Raw genomic sequence first — 18,610 nt, forward strand, 5'->3', positions numbered from 1 at the left:
AAATGCCAGAGTTGCACCCTGAAAACCCAGTGCACGCCAAGCACAAATCGTCGGGTAAGGCGCTGGGAACATGAAGCTGTGCTGGAGGAAGTGCAACGCCAGCTGAATCAAGCACCGGAGATGATGAGGGTTCGAAAACGGACTGTTGAGCATCCCTTCGGGACGCTCAAACAATGGATGGGGGCAACACACTTCCTGACTCGAAAACTGAACGGGGTGAGTGCGGAGATGAGCTTGAATGTGCTCGCCTATAACATGAAGCGGGTTATGAAAATCATGAGTACAGAAGGCTTGCTGAAGGCGATGGCAGCGTAAAAGCCTCAGCTTTTACTGCTCCAGGAGGTGCCAAAGAGCTTCATACACGTTCTGACGCGCTATCGACACTGATCTTGGCAAATGTCCGGGAAAACGCCTCGCCCAAGAGCACTGGGCTTAGTCATCCAACATACGAAAAGTGTTTTTACACACTCTGGGCCAGAAGCGGCCATTAATCATGATCTTCTCCGCTGAACTATTCCACTCGACCCCATTCTCGAACTGCTTATCGAGTAAATGCAAAGCTGGAACACTGCAGTGAGGTATGCAGGAAGGATCTGCGTTCGTGCGGATAGACTTGTTGGCGCCACGTCTCTGCGCTGGGATTCAAGTGGAGCCGGCGATCGCTGTCAGCAACCTGAGTATTGCCGGACGCAGAACCGTGGACTCGAAATCCTTTCGTTGTAGCGCTAATTGACCGATAACATGGCCATTGATTGTATTGGTGAGTAGGGCCGCGTCGGCATTGGGGTCGGAGGATCCGAGATTGGCCAGGATGCGGTGAATAATCCGCGCGTAGGCCCTCCCCCAGTCGCGCAGAACCGGCCGTAGTTCCGGGTAGCGAGCGGCGGCTAGGTGTAATTCGATGATAGTGATCCCCATACTGCGATCTTCGATCATCTGCTGGGTGGAGTGGCGTGCAATGATCTCGGCAAGCGATTGCGGATCGCCTGGAACAGATTCGAATTGTTCGAGCACACCGGCCAGCGCTTCGATATTACGGTTCGCGACCAACACCATCGCTTCCCGGATCAACTCTTCGCGCGTACCGAAGTAGTACGCAACCGAACCATGACTAGCCTTGGCTTCGGCAACTACTGTTCTGAACGTCGCGATACCCACGGCCTCGCCTGACTTCATGGCCAAGAGCGCAAACGCCTTGGGTTGTTCGGAGAAGAAAGCTTCCTCAATGTCAGCTTCCGTAGATTGAAGCGAATTCAAACACCCATCGAATTCCGCTTTTCCTCGAACAAGGTCGAGTATCGCAGGAACGTCCGCTTTTTCTGCCTTCCTGATTTCAATAATAAGAGTACCCTCTCTATGGATGCGCATAACGCCGCCAACACGCGCAGCTTTGTAGTGAAGGCGAAGCCGCAACCGAAATGGTGTCGCTATGCTTGGATTGGTTAGTGGCAGACGCCCGTGACGTTGGCTCTTGCCCAAAGCAGGCTCCCATGAAGCGTTGGCCGCCTACATTCTCTGCGGAGTGGTTGCCTCTCTAGTTCAGGCAACCAGCAGGTGACGTCTAACCGCGTGCTGTGCATCAGTCTTTCATATTCTTCCACGCGAATACCGAGGCCAAAATAATGATACCGATGGCAGCACCAAAGTATAACGTAGCGATCGTAGCGCCAATCTCTACCGCCTGCTCAAGGAACAGAACCACCAGTATCACAGCAGCCACTTGGCTTACTGTTATCTTCAAATCATGGAAGCTCTTAATGTCCAGAGGGTTTTGGGATTCTCTGTCATCATCAGACACCGGACGGATGAACAGACGATACAGGCTAACCGCCATGATCTGAAAAGTAATAGCGATCAGCAGGAGATCCAACAGCTTCAGGAGGCGAACCGCGAGGCTCTTGCCGTCGTCAGCAGAGACAGGTATATCACGTACTACATCCAGTGCGGTATTCCAGGTTATGTTAACCGAGGCACCATACAAGAGCAAAGATGACACCGCACAGATAACGACTGCCACCCACACCATAAACCGACTACTTCTGAAAACTTTCTCGATCATAATTTCTCCGGGCCGCGTCACAACGTCAGTTACAGACTCACAATTTTCTCTTAGTCGGTTTCACCGGACCATCTACTATCTCGTTAATCAACCTCTAGATTGTGCTTTCTACGGCGTTAGCCGAACACTGGAGCTGTCGGATTACTGCTGGATTACTTCAAACGTTCGTGACCCTGACATGACCTGGAGAAAAGCCACTAACGTTTGGTTAAGGGGCGGGCTTTAGCCCGTCCCGGCGAGCACAGCGAGCGATTTGAACCAATTGTTAGAAATTTTTCACAAGTCGGATATCTATTTCGCGTTCGACGTACTCCCACTCCTTTGATGAACGTAACTGTGCCAATAGTTTGTTAAATAAGGCAGTATGCTCCGGGGCGAACTCGAACCAAGTTAAGAAATCGAACGGTTCACCGAGATCACGAGAATGATGCAGTTGTCTTGCGATTTCTGGAAGATAAGCCAGCCCAATCTCTGTGTGGTGTGACTGTGCTTCAAAAATATTGCGCCGTTCCTCTTGCGACATGGCCCACCACTCTGGACTTTTCTTTATTGGAATGAGCGCTGCACATGATGACGTAGGACGATTTAAGTCTTCCTGCTTTGCACGAAGTTGATTGATCTCCTGCCGTTCAGCGTACCGTACATTGCTTGTAAAGCCTTGAAGTGTCCAGGTGCCACGTTCGACCAAATTGATTGAGGGCATATTAACGACATTGACCCTTTGCACCATTTCAAGAGGCATGCCAATGACGGTTTCACAGCTTGTGACTCGCCATGAACCTTCGGAACCGCCAATGAATGAATAATGTTTGTTCATGTGATGGGTGCCCTAAATGTCTAACGTTTGGTTAAGGGGCGGGCTTTAGCCCGTCCCAGTGAGCGGAGCGAGCGATTTGAACCGCTTGTTAGGCAAGCGGTTCGTAGACCAGCAACAGGGCGCGGATGCGACGCCGTACCTGCCTTTGATTTTTGATGTACTTGCATGCGTTCCTTCGCCTTTCCACTTGGGGTTAGCTGGCGTGATGTTATGGCCAGCGTGATGACATTGCTCTCAGCGGATGCCCAGACCGCCGGCGATTTTATGGCCTGCGTGATGATATTGCTTCCACCGCATTTCGGGCCGCCAGCGATTTTAAATACGCTGAATTCTTTTCTCGGGATGTGCACGGTGCTGGAGTGTTCATTCTGCAATTTCCGTTGTGTGCACGGCCCTGAGCTCTATATGCCTAACAGTGATTAGACCGCATGCGTGACTAACTCGCAGCCTAACATTTCGCTCGAAATAATGATTCTTCTCTTGTAGATCAGTGTGTTATGAATCTTTCGCTCCCTTCTACTACGACGTTATATCGAACGCGATATAAGTCCATTAAATCCGAATGCGGCATAATTCCGGGCTTCACAGCAGGTCGCCATAGGTGGGAGGAATGAATGCTTGTGTCAAATAAGCAAGGCATTCATGCAGCCGAAAATGGGACTGCGCGTGAGCAGTTGCTTCCATAATGCTTTTTCTACTGTTGATTGCCAACAGTTTGATGGCAATTTGTAGCCGCTTCTGGCCGATAGCCGCCCGTCACAACAGGCAGGTATCGGCCAAAAGCGGACAACAGTCCAAGAGGTGTGAAGGAAGGTTTCAATATCTACCAGAAGCACACGTTTATGGTCCCCACACCAAGCCAGCCTCAATTCGAGACTGGCCTGGGCGTGACGGCACCTAATCAGGTCTTCCGCTTCACATCGCCCGCTTTAACTCACCGTAGTTGCCACGAGTGCGAAGCACCAACGTGACATCCTCATTATTCCGGTTACGGAAAAACCAGCCATGGTTCCCCGTGAACGCGGCCGTCAAATCGCCTTCATCCTCCGTAACGCCACGGCCCTTCTCATAAGAGATAGACTGGCCACCGCCATCACCGTGGGTGTCGAAGTTGACGGGGCCGCCTTCTGATACCCAATGAAAGCTGGCAATCGCACCTTGTTCCATAGTCAGCTTGTACTCAGTGCCTTCGCCAGGGGTCAGCACTACGCGGACCTCATCCTGCCATTCCGGCTGCGCTGGAGCAGGCGTTGCGACAATTGGCTCTGCCTGTGGCTCAGGGTCAGCAACTGTCTGTTGAACCGGGGCCGTCGGCTCTGGTGAGAGCTCTTCAGCAGCGGAAGGCACCGCCGTCAACTGCGCGGCTTCATCAGCAGCGGCTTCATCGGCAAGTTGCTGTTTGATCTCGCCCATCTCAGTCAAACCCAACAAACGGCCTACACCCGTCGGGTCAATCGCGTATTCGGCTGGCATGACGACGGTCACCAGAAGCACCAATGCAACGATGGCGGAGATGATGGTAGAGCGAATCAGTTTTGCGCTACTGGGTAGTTCAGCGCGTGAGGGCATATCGGTGTTGTACATAAATGTCTCCAGAATCAAGCAATAAAGTAGCCAGTGAGCTGATAGCCAATAAGCAGAAATCCCGCGCCCATCATGGCTACGTTGGCGGTGTAGGCATGACGGAAGAAGCCGTCAGTCTTACGCCAGAAGTTCATTGCAATCAGGATCATGGCCAAAGCAATTAGCTGGCCCATTTCCACGCCGACGTTGAACGCAAACAGGTTTGGGACCAGCCCATCCGGTGAGATGTCGTATTCGATAATCTTCGACGACAGGCCAAAGCCGTGAAACAAACCAAAGATCAAGGTGGCGGCTTTGGTGTTGGGTTGAAAGCCAAACCAGCGTTGGTAAGCGCCCAGGTTATCCAGCGCCTTGTACACCACAGAAAGGCCGATGATCGCGTCAATGATGTAGCTGTTGATACCGATATTGAAGTACACGCCCAGCAGCATGGTGAGCGAGTGTCCAACAGCAAACAGGCTTACATAAATAGCGATATGCTGCATGCGGTAGAGGAAGAAAATCACCCCCAGCAGAAACAGCAGATGATCATAGCCGGTGACCATGTGCTTGGCCCCGAGGTACATGAAGGCTATGAGGTTCACGCCAGTGATTTCCTGAATGTAGCCCTTGTCGCCTTCGGCGACAGCGTGGGCAAATGCGTCAGGCATACCTATAAACATCAGCGCGGTGAACAGTAAAAACAGTAATAGCGGGCGATTCGAGCCTACAGGGAATCTGCCCGAATCGCTTCCTGGAAAAGAATGCATTATTTAGTCCTGAATGACGGTGGTTAAAAGTCGCGAGGCGGCGTTGTCAGCACACCAGATCAGGACGGGGAGGCCGCTTGACTAAAAAGATCGGTGCCGCAGGCACAAAACTGCCGGCGTCACGCAGAAGCGCCGCACTCTTCGATTGAGCGCTTAGGCCCAGAGGCATATTCAGGTGCGGCGTTTCGTGCACGTGATCGGCAGTCAGCGATGAATGGAAGTGATCCGCACAGATTGTGCAGGTGGGAGCGTCGTTACCGTGCGAATGCGCGTGAGCGGGCGGGCTGGCGCCATTCACTAATGCCGAGCTATGCCCGACCCATGCCATCAATATGACGAGAGCGAGGGCAAATATCACCTTGGTGCTGATGGGCTTGCTGGGCATATCTAGAGGGTCCGGTGCCTGGGGCTCGTGAGTCTTGCTGATTCGACGGATTGACCGTATCCCCTCCAGGGGGATAGGATGCGAGCATAATCCATCCCGACATGAGACTCAATACATGAGCGAAAACGCAGAGGGGCACCAGCACTCAAGCCATGGCGATATCGTCAAAAGATTGAAGCGGGCAGAGGGTCACCTACGTAGCATCATCACCATGATTGAAAGCAGCCGCCCCTGTGTCGATATTGCACAACAGTTGCACGCGGTAGAAAAGGCAGTCTGCCAAGCCAAGCGAACACTTATTCAGGACCATATTGACCACTGTCTGGAGCACACGGTAGAGGCGCTTTCCGGGGGTGAACGTGCACCACTGGAAGATTTCAAGCAAATCACCAAATACCTCTAAGACTTTTCCCAGCAGGGTTTCTTCCATGTCGAGTTTCGCCGAACTACTGCAGCAGGGGGCCTCCCAGGCGTGGTTGTATTTTCCCACCGCCATTTTATTAGGCGCTCTGCACGGCCTGGAGCCTGGACACTCCAAAACCATGATGGCGGCGTTTATCGTGGCGATTCGCGGCACAGTAAAACAGGCCGTTCTGCTTGGTTTCGCAGCGACGCTTTCTCACACGGCGGTGGTCTGGTTAGTGGCCATGTTTGGCATGTATCTGGGGCAGAATCTCGACGCTGACACTACCGAGCCCTACTTCCAGCTTGCCAGCGCCGCCATCATTATTCTCATCGCCCTGTGGATGCTGGGGCGCACCTGGCAGGGCGAGCAAACATGGCAGCTCGAGGCGGCTAGTGCACATCAGCATCACCATGAACATGAACATGCCCATAACCATGATCATGATCATGTCAAAGCTGGAGGGCTTGAGCTGTCGCTGGAAGGTTATCAGGATGCCCACGAACGAGCGCATGCCCAGGATATTCGCACGCGTTTCAGCAATGGCAATGTCAGCACCGGCCAGATCATTCTGTTCGGGCTGACTGGGGGTTTGATCCCCTGTCCGGCGGCGATTACTGTGTTGCTGCTCTGTCTGCAGGTGAAGGAAGTCACGCTGGGAGCGGTACTGGTGTTGTGCTTCAGTATTGGTTTGGCAATCACGCTGGTCACCGTCGGCGCCGCTGCCGCCATCGGCGCACGGCAGGCATCCAATCGTTGGCCTTGGCTCAGCACGGTGGCACGCCGCGCCCCTTATTTTTCCAGCGTACTGATTATCGGGGTGGGTATATATATCGGCATTCACGGCTGGACCGGGCTCAATGCCTGACGCGTGGCTGGAGCTTTCCGGCTATCTTGGACTTTTCCTTGCGGCATTCGGTGCCGCCACGCTACTGCCGATGCAGTCAGAAGCGGTGCTGGTCGGGCTGTTGCTGACAGACCGTTACGCTGCCTGGGCATTATTGACGGTCGCAACCACTGGCAATGTGCTTGGCTCCGCCGTCAACTGGTTGCTGGGCCGCTCTATAGAGCGCTATCGACAAAAACGCTGGTTTCCAGTCAGCGAGCGCAAACTGGAAAAAGCCCAGCAGGCTTACCATCGTTTTGGCCGCTGGTCGTTACTGCTCAGTTGGGTGCCAATTATTGGCGACCCACTGACCGTGGTCGCCGGCGTTATGCGCGAACCTTTCTGGAGCTTTCTGTTGATCGTCACACTGGCCAAGACTGCCCGCTACCTGCTGCTGGCAGCCGTCACGCTAGGATGGTTTATTTGAGCTCAAGGGGGCTTTTGACAGCCGAGCTTAAGCCTTGAACGTCGACGAACTAAAGGCGCGGCCATATTCAGTCGTCGTTCTCAAACTGCGTAATGACTTGGCGGTCTTAGTTTTCTTCTGCATGGAATCTGACCTGGAGTTAATGTTCATCTGCATCTGACGTCAATAGCGCGACCGCTGGCTAAAAAACCACAAGAGAAGCTAAAACACCAAGAATCGCACACCCTGCCAGCACTTTGATCATGCCGACTTTGAAATGAAAAATCGCGACCATGGCGCCTACAGCCAGTAGCAACGACAGTACATCCAGGGATTCTAGGTTTGGCGTTAACACACGCGCTCCCATAAAGCGCCATTCGCCTACTTCAGCGAAAATAACGTGAAACCCAAACCAGATTGCTAAGTTCAGGATAACCCCGACTACCGCAGCGGTAATGGCTGACAGCGCGGAGCTCAGTGCGCGATTATCGCGTAGACGCTCCACATACGGAGCCCCTAAAAATATCCAAAGGAAACAAGGAACGAAAGTAACCCAGGTCGTCAGCAGCGCAGCCAGCGTCGCTGCTACCAAGGGATCAAGGCCTGTGGCCTCGCGATAAGCACCCATGAACCCGACAAACTGCACCACTTGAATTAACGGGCCCGGGGTCGTCTCCGCCATGCCGAGGCCATCGAGCATTTCGCCCGGTGCCAACCATCCATAATTTTGCACCGCCTCTTGGGTTATGTATCCCAACACCGCGTATGCACCCCCAAAGGTCACCACCGCCATCTTGCTGAAAAAGAGAGCAATCTGGCTGAATACATTCTCGCTACCAAACATTGCCAACAGGAGCACGACCGGCGTTAACCACAACAGCAGTAGGGTGGCTGACATGCGTAGCGACCACTGGCGATTGGGGTTTGCATGTGCAGGGAGTCCTTCCCCGAGTATGGAGTCTCGGTCGCTAAGAACTGACTCGTCAGCACTTCCATGGCCACCGCTCACTTCAAAGGCAGTCATGCCGCGCTTCCCGCCCCAATAACCTAGAAGAGCTGCGGTTAAAATAATGAGTGGAAACCCCACCTTAAAAAGGAAGATGGCGACAAAAGCCGCAGAGGCGATGCCAAGCATTATCCAATTCTTCAGAGCTCGCTTGCCTATACGTACAACTGCGTTAAGCACCACTGCCAGTACCGCCGCTTTCAAGCCAAAGAAGAGCCCTTCAACAGCTCCAACATTGCCCAGGACTGCATACAGATAGCTCAGTGCTAGAATGGCGATAAAACCCGGTAGCACGAAGAGACTGCCCGCGACCAAGCCACCTTTGGTGCGATGCATTAGCCAGCCGATATAAATAGCCAACTGCTGCGCTTCTGGCCCCGGTAGCATCATGCAGTAGTTGAGCGCGTGGAGAAAACGGCGCTCGCCAATCCATTTTTTTTCTTCGACAAGGATGCGGTGCATCACTGCTATTTGACCGGCTGGGCCGCCGAAGCTCAATAATGCAATTCGTAACCAGACCCTGACGGCCTCACGAAACGGTACCTGATGGGACGATTCAATGTTTGGGGGCATGGCGCACTCTTTAATAATGGCGGGATTTTTGTAGAATGTATAACGTTATTGTAATGAATACAACGAGAGGGCGTTATGGCTGATCACATGCAACACTGGTTAATATTGATCATGCGCCTCAGCGGGCGGGCGGGAACGCCTCGCATGAGGATTTGGCGCGCTCTTCGTAGCTTAGGTGTGGCGGTACTCAGAGATGGCGTTTACTTGCTGCCTGCCAGCTCCTCCCGCAGAGAGGCCCTGGAGCAGCAGGCCAGCGAAATCAAGATGCTGGGAGGTGACGCGCTGCTGATTGAGTTAGAGGAGTCAGCCATAGATGGCATTGATGATTTGCCTTCGCTCTTTGATCGAGCGGCAGATTTTCAAGCCTTAAGAACAGCGGTGGTTGACTGGCAGCAGGCATGCCCTCAGTTGGAGGAGCGAGAAGCACAGCGTCAATTGACCCAGCTACAGAGACGTTTGCAAAGCATTATGGAGATCGATTTCTTTCCACGCGCAGAAAGTGAGCACGCCGTCACAGCCATGGCAGATGCGGAGAACGTCTTTAATCGTTGCTTTGTGCCTGACGAGCCGCAGCCGAACCAGGCCGAGATCCCACTGCTTGATCGCTCTGCATTTATCGGAAGATGCTGGGCCACGCGGCGCCGCCCCTGGGTGGATCGGCTAGCATCGGCTTGGTTGATCCAGCGCTTTATTGATCCCGAGGCTCGCTTCGTGTGGCTGGAACACCCAAACCAGTGCCCGCCAGATGCGCTAGGGTATGATTTTGATGGAGCCAACTTCACCCATGTTGATGACAAGGTCACCTTTGAAGTGCTGCTGAGGAGTTTCAGTCTTGAGACTCAACTGGGTTTAAGCAAGATTGGGGAGCTAGTTCACTACCTGGATGTGGGAGGCCCCCCCGTTCCAGAGGCAGTAGGGTTAAAACTCATGCTGCTCGGGGCCAAGGAACGTTGTGATGATGATGATGATGCGCTCCTGCAACATACCAACATGCTGTTTGACGACCTTTATCAGGCGTATTTGACAGGAGACCCGTACCGGGAATGAGCGTCGCGCAGACAAAATGCGTTACCGGCCTCCCTGGCATAGTAACTATAAATGAACTTAGCTGTTGATCCCCATCGGAATAGAGACTATCGAGAATGCGAATGAGGGCTTGCTCACACAGCTGCTCTCTACTTTCCATGGCAGCCCCCTAGCAAAAATAACTCCAGCCCCGTGAGTCTGTTGTTTTGCAGCCATTTGTGTAGTCGCATACCTTTCTTGCTTCCTTCAAGAGTTTCCGAGCAGATATAAAGACAGAGATAATCGGGGCAGACCACCGTATTGATACTCGGAGGGCTGCTCTTGGCCGAAAGTCGTCTGTCGCAACAGGCTTGAATCGGCCAATAAAGGACCCTCAATGTGTCGCGCGCCCCCACCGACCTCAGGATCAAAGCTTTACCGGCTTGCTAACGCTCTGATGGCTCTCTTTGCGGAAAACTCCTGCTCGCTCCCGTTGTTAAATTTGACGACGAAGCCCTGCGTCGTCCCGCCCTTGGGTCCAACTCCACGCGAGATGTTTCGCGTATAAAATGCAATTGGCGACGCTGGTAGGGGCCAATCGGTGTACTCGCAGTATTTGACGTAAAGTTCGCATAGCAGGTCGAAATCCGCAGAGTCTTTTATATCACCCCCAATGGCCAAATACTTATCCCGAATGCCGTAGAAAAATTGTTCTGCTTCCATTTGTGATTTAAAGCTGTGGTCGAGAACTTTTAGTGGGTTGGGCATTGCGCCTCCTTCATCAATGAATTTTGCGGCCGCTCCCTACAAAAACAGCAAGACGAACTGCACATCAAGCTTGAGGTGGTTCAGTTTTAGCCCAGTGCGATAACATCGCCATACAGCCTCCGCAGATGTTCATCAGACATGTCCAAGATTGGCTCGTACATGAAAGAGTTTAGATGAATGTTCTCCGGAGTCATCAAAGTTACGCGCTGTAGGACTTTGATCGCCTTCAGCTCTGTGCCGAACAGCTCCCGGAACTTCTTTAACAGTTTAGGCGTTTGGTTTGCGTCGATACCTGCGACAAAGGCCGCATTGTTAATACGTTTCACCATGAAGCGTTCGGCGGTGAGTCGGATCGACACGGCTAGCACGATCTTGTTCTCGAAGTTAATCCCCTCTGCAGCGTTCAGGCATTCGCCGGCTTCGTGCATGATGAGGTCCATAACAGGTTTTGCGCCTTCTGCCGAAGCAACGTTTTTGCCGAACAGCCTGTTGAAGATCACATCCAGGTCTGAAATGGTAATTTGACTGGAGTCAGGCTTCCAGTGCAGCAGCGACGTTAGCGTGACAAAATCAGGGTCGGCAGCATCCTTTGTGTACTCAATGAGATTGCGCATGAAGGGGATGCAGGCAATCTTTTTCTTCGGCTCGGTAGCGAATTTTGGTTTCCAGTCTTTAATAAAGACATTCTGAATGCCCGCAGCCTGCTCAAGCACTAATCCCGTTGCGGTCTTCGACGCCATGAAACAGTCCGGGTACCGGACAAACCGGCTCTGAACAGTCCGGTAAAAGTCGAAGTTGTGGGTGAGGATTATCTGCTTGAAGTGGGAATCTTCGGCAATGTCCATCAAATACTGAATGATTGCGTACTTGTTCTTATAGTCGAACGAATCCGCAATATCATCGACGATAATGAGCGTTTCCTGTTTTGCCTTCTTTCGGACTTCGATTTCGAAAAGTATGTTCAGCACGTAGAAAGCCTTCTTTTCCCCCGTGCTAAGCGCTTGCATAAGTGCATTGCGGTCAACGACGGCCATATCGTCGGCATCCTCAAATGTGAAGTCGAGGCTTAGCATCGGTTCCTGACCGAGGATGACAGCCAGTCGGTTAGTTGCATCCAGCTTGAACGGTACGAAAAATCGATCGTTGAAGATATCAATGACCTCTTCCCATTGGGTGCGCTCCTTCTCAGCCTGCCCTTCGATCTCTTTGCGTCTGGCCTGCGCTGCGTGGTACTTGTTCAGCAAATCCTGAAATAGCTCGAAGTGCTCCTTCAGGTAAGACTTCCAGACATCTTCTTTGAAGGCTGGTATGTTCCCAAGTCGGACCAGCAACTCCTCATGATTCAGCAGGTATGCTTCAAAGTCTCTTACCGTGACGTTCTTCTGGAGGAGCTTGTCGAGCTTCGCAAACTTATTCTTCAGGTCCTTGTCATTGGAGATAGCGTCCTTCTCTTTGGCGACCAGCTCTTCTAGTTCCTTCTGGCTGGTTATTTCCAACTTGGTGTCAGCGTTCAAGGTAACGGAATGCTTCGCATCAAAGAATCCGTTGTCCGCTAGCTGCTTTGCGACTGTTTCTGCGTTGTAGTAGTTAAATGTTCCCTTCCTGAAGTAAGTCGATGCGGCCAACAGCTCGTTGTACTTTTGGATGTAGTCCTGAATGGCAGTATTCGCTTCATCGGTACCGAGAAGGGCAAGCACCTTGTCGTCGAAGATCACGTCGTACGAAACTGTTGCGAGTGGGGAGTCTGGCATCTCGGAAACTTCGTCCCTAATGCGGTTCAGCGCAACATAGAACTGATCGGCGCGTGCTGTGAAGGTAATCGACAGCTCCTTTTCAATGTCCTTCTTGGAGCCCGATTGAACCTTCAGAGCTTTCAGCAAGGCCTCCTTTGCCGCCTCGATATCGGCATATAGCGCTTCGTATTCTTTGCGTAGAAGAGGATTGACCAGCAGCGTTGATGTCTTCGCGGAATGCCCAAGAACCTCGTCATACGGACGAACGACGAGCACGCTCTCCTTGGGCAGGTCCGCGCCGGCCTCATCCGTGATTTCGCGTCTACAAACGCGCGTCGTGAAGATCCGGTCCTTGGAGGCAGTACCGTCTGCAACATCCTGGAAAGTTTGTGCGAGTGAAGACTTCATAGAACCGTTCGGCGCATAGACGGCGCACGCCTTAGCTTTGGAAAAGTCGAATTTGGTTTGCAGGCTCTTGATGCCGTAGCAGTTTTCCAGGTCAATATTTAATGTTTTCATGTCTGATTCCCTTCGTTGTAATCTATTGCGTGTTTTGCTGGTCGGACTCCTGCGCTCTACTTGAGTCGACCCTGTCTTGAAAGACACTTGATGAGCGCTCTTGGCCGAAAGCCACCCTCCAAGCCCACGACATAAACACTGCCTTAGCATTTTCCATTCAAACTTTTTTCAATCCTACATAACCCCCATGAGCCTACCACAGCCAGTCCGCTCAACTGGCCTGTCTCATGAGGTTTTTACTATGTCTCGATCCTGTCCACGCTGCGGTTCGCAGCGGGTGGTTTTCTGTAATTACGGTAAACGCATTGGCGGTTATGTTGGCACTGTTGCTGGTGGCATGACCGGTGCTGCAACGTCTACGGCAACTGGTGCCTTGGCCGGTACCCGTATCGGCATGCAGGTTGGCGTCATTGCTGGCCCTGGCGGTGTAGGTGCTGGTGCCGTACTTGGCGCCATTACCGGTGCCTTTGCTGGCTGCATTGCTGGCCTGCGCCTGGGCAAGCTGGTAGATGACCAGCTGCTGTATCAACACCGCTGCCAAGACTGTCACGCGCATTTCTGAGCGTCCGCTCACCCCTCCCTTTCTTATCTCATTTTGCCGCCTGGGCTAATTGGCACAGGCGGTTTATGCCGTTATGGAGATTTCACCATGGCACATCAAATTGAAAATATGGCTTTCGTTGGTTCAACACCCTGGCATGGCCTGGGTAACAAGCTCTCCCGTCATCAGCCGCTGGAGGTATGGCAGCATGAGGCCGGGATGAACTGGCACATCGAGGAGTCCCCGGTGCGCTTTCTGTCGGATTCAGCAGCGCACCTTGGCAGCATTCACACCTTTCCAGATCAGAAGGTGCTCTACCGGTCAGACACAAAGGCTCCTCTGTCAGTGGTCTCGCAGCGCTACAAAGTAGTCCAGCCGTTCGATGTGATTGAGTTCTATCGCGATCTGACCGAATACGCAGGCTTCGAGCTGGAAACTGCAGGCGTGCTAAAAGGCGGTCGCAAGTTCTGGGCCTTGGCACGGACGGGGCAAGCCTCGGTGCTAAAGGGCAACGACTTGGTCAATGGCTACCTGCTGCTGGCTACCTCCTGTGATGGAAGCCTGGCGACCGTGGCCACGCCGACAACAGTACGGGTGGTTTGCAACAACACCCTGGCCATCGCACTGGATGGTTCAGCGCAGTCGATCCGTGTGCCCCATAGCACTGAGTTTGATGCTCAGGCCGTCAAGCGGCAGCTGGGTGTTTCGGTAGCGCAGTGGGATGACTTTATGTATCGCATGAAAACCCTCAGCCAACGCAAGGTCAACTCAGGTGAGGCGCTTGGCTATTTCCTGCAAGTCATCTGCGATGCCGATCAGGATGTCGATGATCGCCGTGAACTTAACCAGCATAGAGCTCTGCAGAAGGTACAGGATCTGTTTGCTGGCAAAGGGCGTGGCTCTCAGCTGGAGTCGGCGCATAACACCGCCTGGGGCTTGCTGAATGCCGTAACCGAATACGTAGACCACGACAAACGTGCCCGCAGCGTTGATCACCGTCTGGACTCAGCCTGGTTCGGCCAAGGCGCCAGCTTGAAGCAAAAAGCCCTGGATCAAGCCATGGCCCTGGTCGCTTGATTCACGGCTCTGGACTATCTCACCAAACACCACCTAAATCACCCTTAACGACATAAGCCCGGCAGCCACCGCTGACCGGGCTTTTTTGCGTCTGGAGACATCATGAACACAACCCACTCTACCCCTTCCCCTCTGGCGAATAAGCCTGGGCGTGGCGTCCTGCGCCTGGTCAGCACCAAGGATCTGAACCGTGAAGATTGGCTCGATGTACGCAAACGCGGTATCGGCAGCTCTGACTCCTCGGCAGCCATTGGCCTGAACCCCTACAAGTCACAACTTGAGCTGTGGCTGGAGAAAACCAACCGCGACCAGGGCCTGGCCAAACCCAACCAGGACGATGACAGCACTCCAGTATTTTGGGGTGTGGTGCTGGAACCTGTGGTCGCTTCCCAGTACCACCGACGCACAGGGAACAAGGTCCGCAAGGTTAATGCGGTGCTGCAACACCCCGAGATCCCCTGGATGCTCGCCAATATAGACCGTGAGGTGGTTGGCAGTGCTGAAGTGCAAATCCTGGAATGTAAGACTGCCGGTATAAATGGCGCCAGGCTATGGCGTGACGGTGTGCCCAAGTATGTTGAGGTGCAGGTCATGCACCAACTGGCTGTCACCGGCAAGCAGGCGGCTGATGTAGCTGTGCTGCTCGGCGGTCAACAGCTTGAGGTGTACCGGATAGAGCGGGATGAGGTCTTGATCCAGCACCTGATCGAGCTTGAACGTCAGTTCTGGCATTACGTTGAAACCGACACACCGCCACCAGCCGATGGCTCTGAGTCCGCTGACATGGCACTGCGTCTGCTCTACCCGGAAGACACCGGTGTGGTTATTGACCTCTCTCAGGATCAGTCCCTGAACGAGACTTATACCGAGCTCAAGCAGGTACGTCAGTCACTCTCTGACCTGAACACTCGAGAATCTGTTCTCAAGCAGCGCCTGCAAGAATCCATGGGGGCAGCCAGTAAAGCCGTGTTTGCCGATGGTTCGATCACCTGGAAGAAAGCCAAGGATGGCACCGCCGTGGATATGGAGGCCCTGTTCAAGGCGCACCCTGACCTGAAAACCCAATACCAGATCAGCAAGCCTGGCAGCAGGCGATTTCTGGTCAATTGATCCACCCCAACCAGGGCAGTCCGCTCACTCAGCGACCTGCCCTTTTTCGTTATTCCCTAGGAGCATTCCCATGATCAAAGGTCTGGCTATTACGCCGCCCGTGCTCGGGCGCATCTCAATCGGCAAGGTTGTCGAGAAGAACGGCATGCGTCTGCCGGAAAAAGACGATCAATTCACCATCACCTCCCAGGTACAGACTCGAGATGGCTGGGTTCTGCACCCACTGGATGAGCATCTGCGCAAGGATCAAGGCGGCAAGATCCGCAGTATTCCGGTGCGGTTACTGTTCAACGATCCTGATCTAAATTTCAGAGCTGAATACTGCCTCTTTGACCGTACCAGTGGCCGACCGCTGTGTGTGGGCAATGGAGAGACCTGTAAACGCTCTACCAGTGAAGGGCTGCAATCACTGCCCTGCCCCAGCCCGGATGGCTGTCCTTTAGCCAAGGGTGGCAACTGCAAACCCTATGGCCGGCTTAACGTGGCCATTGGTGATGATGATCTGCTGGGGAGCTTTGTATTCAGGACTACGGGCTTCAACAGCATTCGAACGCTGTCGGCCAGGCTCAGTTACCTGCAGGCGCTCTCGGGTGATCGCCTGGCGTGTTTGCCATTGGAGATCCGACTGCGCGGTAAATCCACCCGGCAGAGCCATGGCACACCGATCTACTACGTGGATCTGATTGTGCGAACGGGTCTGTCCATGGAGGAAGCCCTTGCCCAAGCCAACATCCTGGAGCGTGCCCGACGTGATGCAGGCTTTGACCAGGCTGCGCTGGATGCTGCAGCGCGAGATGGCCTGCTCAATGGCGCCTTTGAGGACAGTGATGAGGAAGCCGAGCAGGTCCTGGAGGAGTTCTACCCTGAAGCCACAGTCACCTCTACGCCACAGACAACGGCTATTTCGAGTTACAGCAGCCGCAAACCAAAACGTGACAAACCCACTTTGCACGACCTGATCCTGCAGCGCACCCACAGCCTGCAGGATCAACCAGTGGCACCTAGCAACCAACCTTAAACACTCTGGAGTTAAACATGCAGAAATCAGCCAAACAGGCGGCCATTGCGCCGCCTGCCGGCATCCCTTTGTCGGAAAAAGATGTCCTGAGTTGGGCGCAAAGCATTCTTGAAGCCCGCTTCAAACGCAGCAACTACCTGACCAGCCCGGAACACGTGAAGAACTACCTGATGGCAACACTGGCCCATGAGGAACGAGAAGTCTTTGGTCTGATCCTGCTGGATAGCCAACACGGTGTGCTGGGCTTTGAAACCCTGTTCTACGGCACCATCGACAGCGCCAGCGTCTACCCACGGGAAATCATCAAATGCGTGCTCAATGCCAATGCTGCTGCGGTAATCCTCACCCACAACCACCCCAGTGGCAGACCCGAGCCCAGCACGGCGGATGTCGCCCTGACCAAGCGTCTGCAAACAGCCCTGGACACAGTAGAAGTACGTTTACTCGATCACCTGGTGATTGGCGGCGCGGACTCAGTGAGCTTTGCAGAGCGCGGCCTGATTTAACCCCCACCAGCACAGGAGAAACGACATCATGCAAACCAACACATGCTGCATCTGTGACGCTGCAACCCTTCTGCACAGGCAGAACCTTCGCACCTTGGCTGTAATGGCAGGCGTCTGTGATGCTCTGCTCAGGCAGTTTGCTGCTAAGCAGCAGAGTTCAAAACCTGGAGCTCACGAGCCTTGGGCGCAGCTGGGTGAGCTGATTGCGCTAGCGAGTCAATCCAATTCAGTGCTGGCAGAGGGCGTCGCTCAGGGCATCGAGCTTGCAAACAACGTGGAGAAACATTGGCTGGGTGACTATGACAGTCTGTGCCTGAACTGCGGTTTTTTGCTAACCGGCGCTTCAGAGGATTAAAAGGCGCGGGCCTGTTACAGGCTTACCGCGCCAGCCGGGCGCTCAATTGCTCTAAAAGTGACACCACCAGTTCCCGATCTTTAGCGTCCAGCTTCGCCAACATCTGCTTGAGATGGCGGTACTGGTCATCCACATGATGGCTGCCTGTAGTCAACAGATCCACCGCCTCACATCCAAACAATTCTGCCAACTCATACAGTCGCTGGATTGAGGGTGTGGCAATGCCACGCTCCATCCGTGACACCGCCTCATTGCCAATGCCCAGGCTTGCTGCAACGCTTTCCTGTGTCATACCCGCGTCAGCCCGATACTTGGCAATGGCCCGTCCGATACTTTGCGCTCGCTTGTTTTCTACGTTTTTCGTCATGCGCCCTCCGATTCAACTCGAATGGTTGGGCATCAACTGATTGACATGAAGGACTTAACGAGATGAGAATCAACCTATAAAGTCGTTTTGATATCAAATAATTCTGCATCATCCAAGGACACCACATGAAGGGACTCAGATTGACACTTCAAAGCTCATACCCTCCCGGTAAGAAACCCTCTGCCCTTGTCTTGATCTCAATTGCAAATCTGACAACCCGCTAGACAGATCATTCCTACTGGCTGCATGCCTCATAGCTGGTAGCGGATATGTTTTTAATAACCAAGGATCAACCCATGAACACATTACGCACTGCCCTGATCGTTAGCTTTCTGCTTGTCATTACCAACAATCACGCTTTTGCCACCGAGTGGTGGTCCGGTTTCGCTATGGGCACATCGGAGTACACCGTTACTGATGACAAAGGAAACGAACTCTACATCGCCTGCCCTAGTGAAGACGGTGAATACGTCAGGGCCACAGCCACCATCGCAGGTAACCGATATAGCTCACAACAAGGTGACGGATTCAATGTCATCGTCGATGGGTATACCAACACCAACCCCTTCGATACCTACTGCCGTTTGTGTGGCGAGGACTTCCCCAACTTCTGGGACAGCCTGCGTAACGCCAGCACTCTGCAAGTCAGTGCAGGCGGTCAAACCGTCAAACTGCCAACCACCAACATTGGCGTTCTTCCGGCCCTTGGCGACCCCGCAAATACCTGCCAGTCAGCCTGGTAG

The 18,610-nt window shown here is 53.4% G+C and carries 22 protein-coding genes; 13 read left to right on the forward strand and 9 right to left on the reverse strand.

All coding sequences use genetic code 11. The features are described 5' to 3' along the window. The coding region (locus tag EF096_RS17075) for a transposase (protein WP_148079642.1) at nucleotides 1–315 on the forward strand (315 nt) is incomplete at its 5' end. A 327-nt stretch (nucleotides 316–642) separates the two neighbouring features. On the opposite strand, the gene EF096_RS20330 is transcribed toward EF096_RS17075, so the two are convergent. The 3 genes from EF096_RS20330 to EF096_RS17090 all read right to left on the reverse strand — a co-directional run bounded on the left by EF096_RS20330 (nucleotide 643) and on the right by EF096_RS17090 (nucleotide 2,876). Further along, entirely contained in the window at nucleotides 643–1,479 is an 837-nt protein-coding gene (locus EF096_RS20330) for a TetR/AcrR family transcriptional regulator (protein ID WP_158611310.1), read from the reverse strand. A 100-nt stretch (nucleotides 1,480–1,579) separates the two neighbouring features. Further along, a complete protein-coding gene (locus tag EF096_RS17085) occupies nucleotides 1,580–2,059 on the reverse strand; it encodes a YqhA family protein (RefSeq protein ID WP_123891011.1) in 480 nt (159 codons plus the stop codon). A 265-nt stretch (nucleotides 2,060–2,324) separates the two neighbouring features. Then, complete coding sequence (locus EF096_RS17090) at nucleotides 2,325–2,876, reverse strand: chlorite dismutase family protein (RefSeq protein ID WP_123891012.1); 552 nt, start codon at nucleotides 2,874–2,876, stop codon at nucleotides 2,325–2,327. Between the two features lie 210 nt (nucleotides 2,877–3,086). On the opposite strand from EF096_RS17090, the gene EF096_RS17095 reads away from it, so the two are divergent. Beyond that, complete coding sequence (locus EF096_RS17095; RefSeq protein WP_123891013.1) at nucleotides 3,087–3,299, forward strand: hypothetical protein; 213 nt, start codon at nucleotides 3,087–3,089, stop codon at nucleotides 3,297–3,299. A gap of 492 nt (nucleotides 3,300–3,791) precedes the next feature. Here the strand turns inward: EF096_RS17095 and EF096_RS17100 are convergent, their stop codons facing one another. Together EF096_RS17100 and EF096_RS17105 are read right to left on the reverse strand one after the other, a co-directional pair. Beyond that, nucleotides 3,792–4,460, reverse strand: coding sequence for a hypothetical protein (locus EF096_RS17100; protein ID WP_036991753.1), 669 nt, complete (start codon nucleotides 4,458–4,460; stop codon nucleotides 3,792–3,794). 14 nt (nucleotides 4,461–4,474) lie between these two features. Further along, on the reverse strand, nucleotides 4,475–5,122 hold the full coding sequence (locus EF096_RS17105; protein ID WP_228744805.1) for a HupE/UreJ family protein: 648 nt from the start codon (nucleotides 5,120–5,122) through the stop codon (nucleotides 4,475–4,477). Between the two features lie 587 nt (nucleotides 5,123–5,709). Here EF096_RS17105 and EF096_RS17115 point away from each other — a divergent pair. Genes EF096_RS17115 through EF096_RS17125 form a run of 3 tightly spaced genes read left to right on the forward strand, consistent with a single transcriptional unit; the run spans nucleotide 5,710 to nucleotide 7,310 of the window. Further along, entirely contained in the window at nucleotides 5,710–5,997 is a 288-nt protein-coding gene (locus EF096_RS17115) for a metal-sensing transcriptional repressor (RefSeq protein WP_074778900.1), read from the forward strand. Between the two features lie 25 nt (nucleotides 5,998–6,022). Further along, nucleotides 6,023–6,865: a nickel/cobalt efflux transporter gene (locus tag EF096_RS17120; protein ID WP_123891016.1), complete on the forward strand. Its 843-nt coding sequence runs from the start codon at nucleotides 6,023–6,025 to the stop codon at nucleotides 6,863–6,865. Then, nucleotides 6,858–7,310: a YqaA family protein gene (locus EF096_RS17125; protein WP_036991748.1), complete on the forward strand. Its 453-nt coding sequence runs from the start codon at nucleotides 6,858–6,860 to the stop codon at nucleotides 7,308–7,310. Before EF096_RS17120 ends, EF096_RS17125 begins: the two co-directional genes overlap by 8 nt. A gap of 181 nt (nucleotides 7,311–7,491) precedes the next feature. On the opposite strand, the gene chrA is transcribed toward EF096_RS17125, so the two are convergent. Next, nucleotides 7,492–8,868 carry a chromate efflux transporter gene (gene chrA, locus EF096_RS17130; protein ID WP_123891017.1) on the reverse strand — a complete coding sequence of 459 codons (1,377 nt, stop codon included), beginning with the start codon at nucleotides 8,866–8,868 and terminating at the stop codon, nucleotides 7,492–7,494. 144 nt (nucleotides 8,869–9,012) lie between these two features. On the opposite strand from chrA, the gene EF096_RS17135 reads away from it, so the two are divergent. Then, the gene (locus tag EF096_RS17135) at nucleotides 9,013–9,915 is read left to right on the forward strand and encodes a chromate resistance protein ChrB domain-containing protein (RefSeq protein WP_218565731.1); all 903 of its coding nucleotides are present in this window, start codon (nucleotides 9,013–9,015) and stop codon (nucleotides 9,913–9,915) included. Between the two features lie 393 nt (nucleotides 9,916–10,308). On the opposite strand, the gene EF096_RS17140 is transcribed toward EF096_RS17135, so the two are convergent. Both EF096_RS17140 and EF096_RS17145 read right to left on the reverse strand, forming a co-directional pair. After that, a complete protein-coding gene (locus EF096_RS17140; protein WP_123891019.1) occupies nucleotides 10,309–10,641 on the reverse strand; it encodes a hypothetical protein in 333 nt (110 codons plus the stop codon). 86 nt (nucleotides 10,642–10,727) lie between these two features. After that, complete coding sequence (locus tag EF096_RS17145; RefSeq protein ID WP_123891020.1) at nucleotides 10,728–12,893, reverse strand: ATP-binding protein; 2,166 nt, start codon at nucleotides 12,891–12,893, stop codon at nucleotides 10,728–10,730. Nucleotides 12,894–13,134: 241 nt separating this feature from the next. Between EF096_RS17145 and EF096_RS17150 the strand changes: the two genes are divergently transcribed. The 6 genes from EF096_RS17150 to EF096_RS17175 all read left to right on the forward strand — a co-directional run bounded on the left by EF096_RS17150 (nucleotide 13,135) and on the right by EF096_RS17175 (nucleotide 17,500). Next, nucleotides 13,135–13,455, forward strand: coding sequence for a hypothetical protein (locus tag EF096_RS17150; RefSeq protein ID WP_123891021.1), 321 nt, complete (start codon nucleotides 13,135–13,137; stop codon nucleotides 13,453–13,455). Nucleotides 13,456–13,542: 87 nt separating this feature from the next. Beyond that, entirely contained in the window at nucleotides 13,543–14,511 is a 969-nt protein-coding gene (locus tag EF096_RS17155) for a DUF932 domain-containing protein (protein WP_022964304.1), read from the forward strand. A 102-nt stretch (nucleotides 14,512–14,613) separates the two neighbouring features. Beyond that, nucleotides 14,614–15,621: a YqaJ viral recombinase family nuclease gene (locus tag EF096_RS17160; protein WP_123891022.1), complete on the forward strand. Its 1,008-nt coding sequence runs from the start codon at nucleotides 14,614–14,616 to the stop codon at nucleotides 15,619–15,621. A 70-nt stretch (nucleotides 15,622–15,691) separates the two neighbouring features. Next, nucleotides 15,692–16,639, forward strand: coding sequence for a recombination directionality factor (locus EF096_RS17165; protein WP_220469418.1), 948 nt, complete (start codon nucleotides 15,692–15,694; stop codon nucleotides 16,637–16,639). A 17-nt stretch (nucleotides 16,640–16,656) separates the two neighbouring features. Next, a complete protein-coding gene (gene radC / locus EF096_RS17170) occupies nucleotides 16,657–17,145 on the forward strand; it encodes a RadC family protein (protein ID WP_123891023.1) in 489 nt (162 codons plus the stop codon). 28 nt (nucleotides 17,146–17,173) lie between these two features. Beyond that, on the forward strand, nucleotides 17,174–17,500 hold the full coding sequence (locus EF096_RS17175; RefSeq protein ID WP_123891024.1) for a hypothetical protein: 327 nt from the start codon (nucleotides 17,174–17,176) through the stop codon (nucleotides 17,498–17,500). Nucleotides 17,501–17,522: 22 nt separating this feature from the next. On the opposite strand, the gene EF096_RS17180 is transcribed toward EF096_RS17175, so the two are convergent. Beyond that, nucleotides 17,523–17,867 carry a helix-turn-helix domain-containing protein gene (locus EF096_RS17180; RefSeq protein ID WP_123891025.1) on the reverse strand — a complete coding sequence of 115 codons (345 nt, stop codon included), beginning with the start codon at nucleotides 17,865–17,867 and terminating at the stop codon, nucleotides 17,523–17,525. Nucleotides 17,868–18,163: 296 nt separating this feature from the next. Between EF096_RS17180 and EF096_RS17185 the strand changes: the two genes are divergently transcribed. Next, the gene (locus EF096_RS17185; protein WP_123891026.1) at nucleotides 18,164–18,610 is read left to right on the forward strand and encodes a hypothetical protein; all 447 of its coding nucleotides are present in this window, start codon (nucleotides 18,164–18,166) and stop codon (nucleotides 18,608–18,610) included.

The sequence above is a fragment of the Pseudomonas neustonica genome, from assembly GCF_003797945.1.
Taxonomy (GTDB): domain Bacteria; phylum Pseudomonadota; class Gammaproteobacteria; order Pseudomonadales; family Pseudomonadaceae; genus Halopseudomonas; species Halopseudomonas neustonica.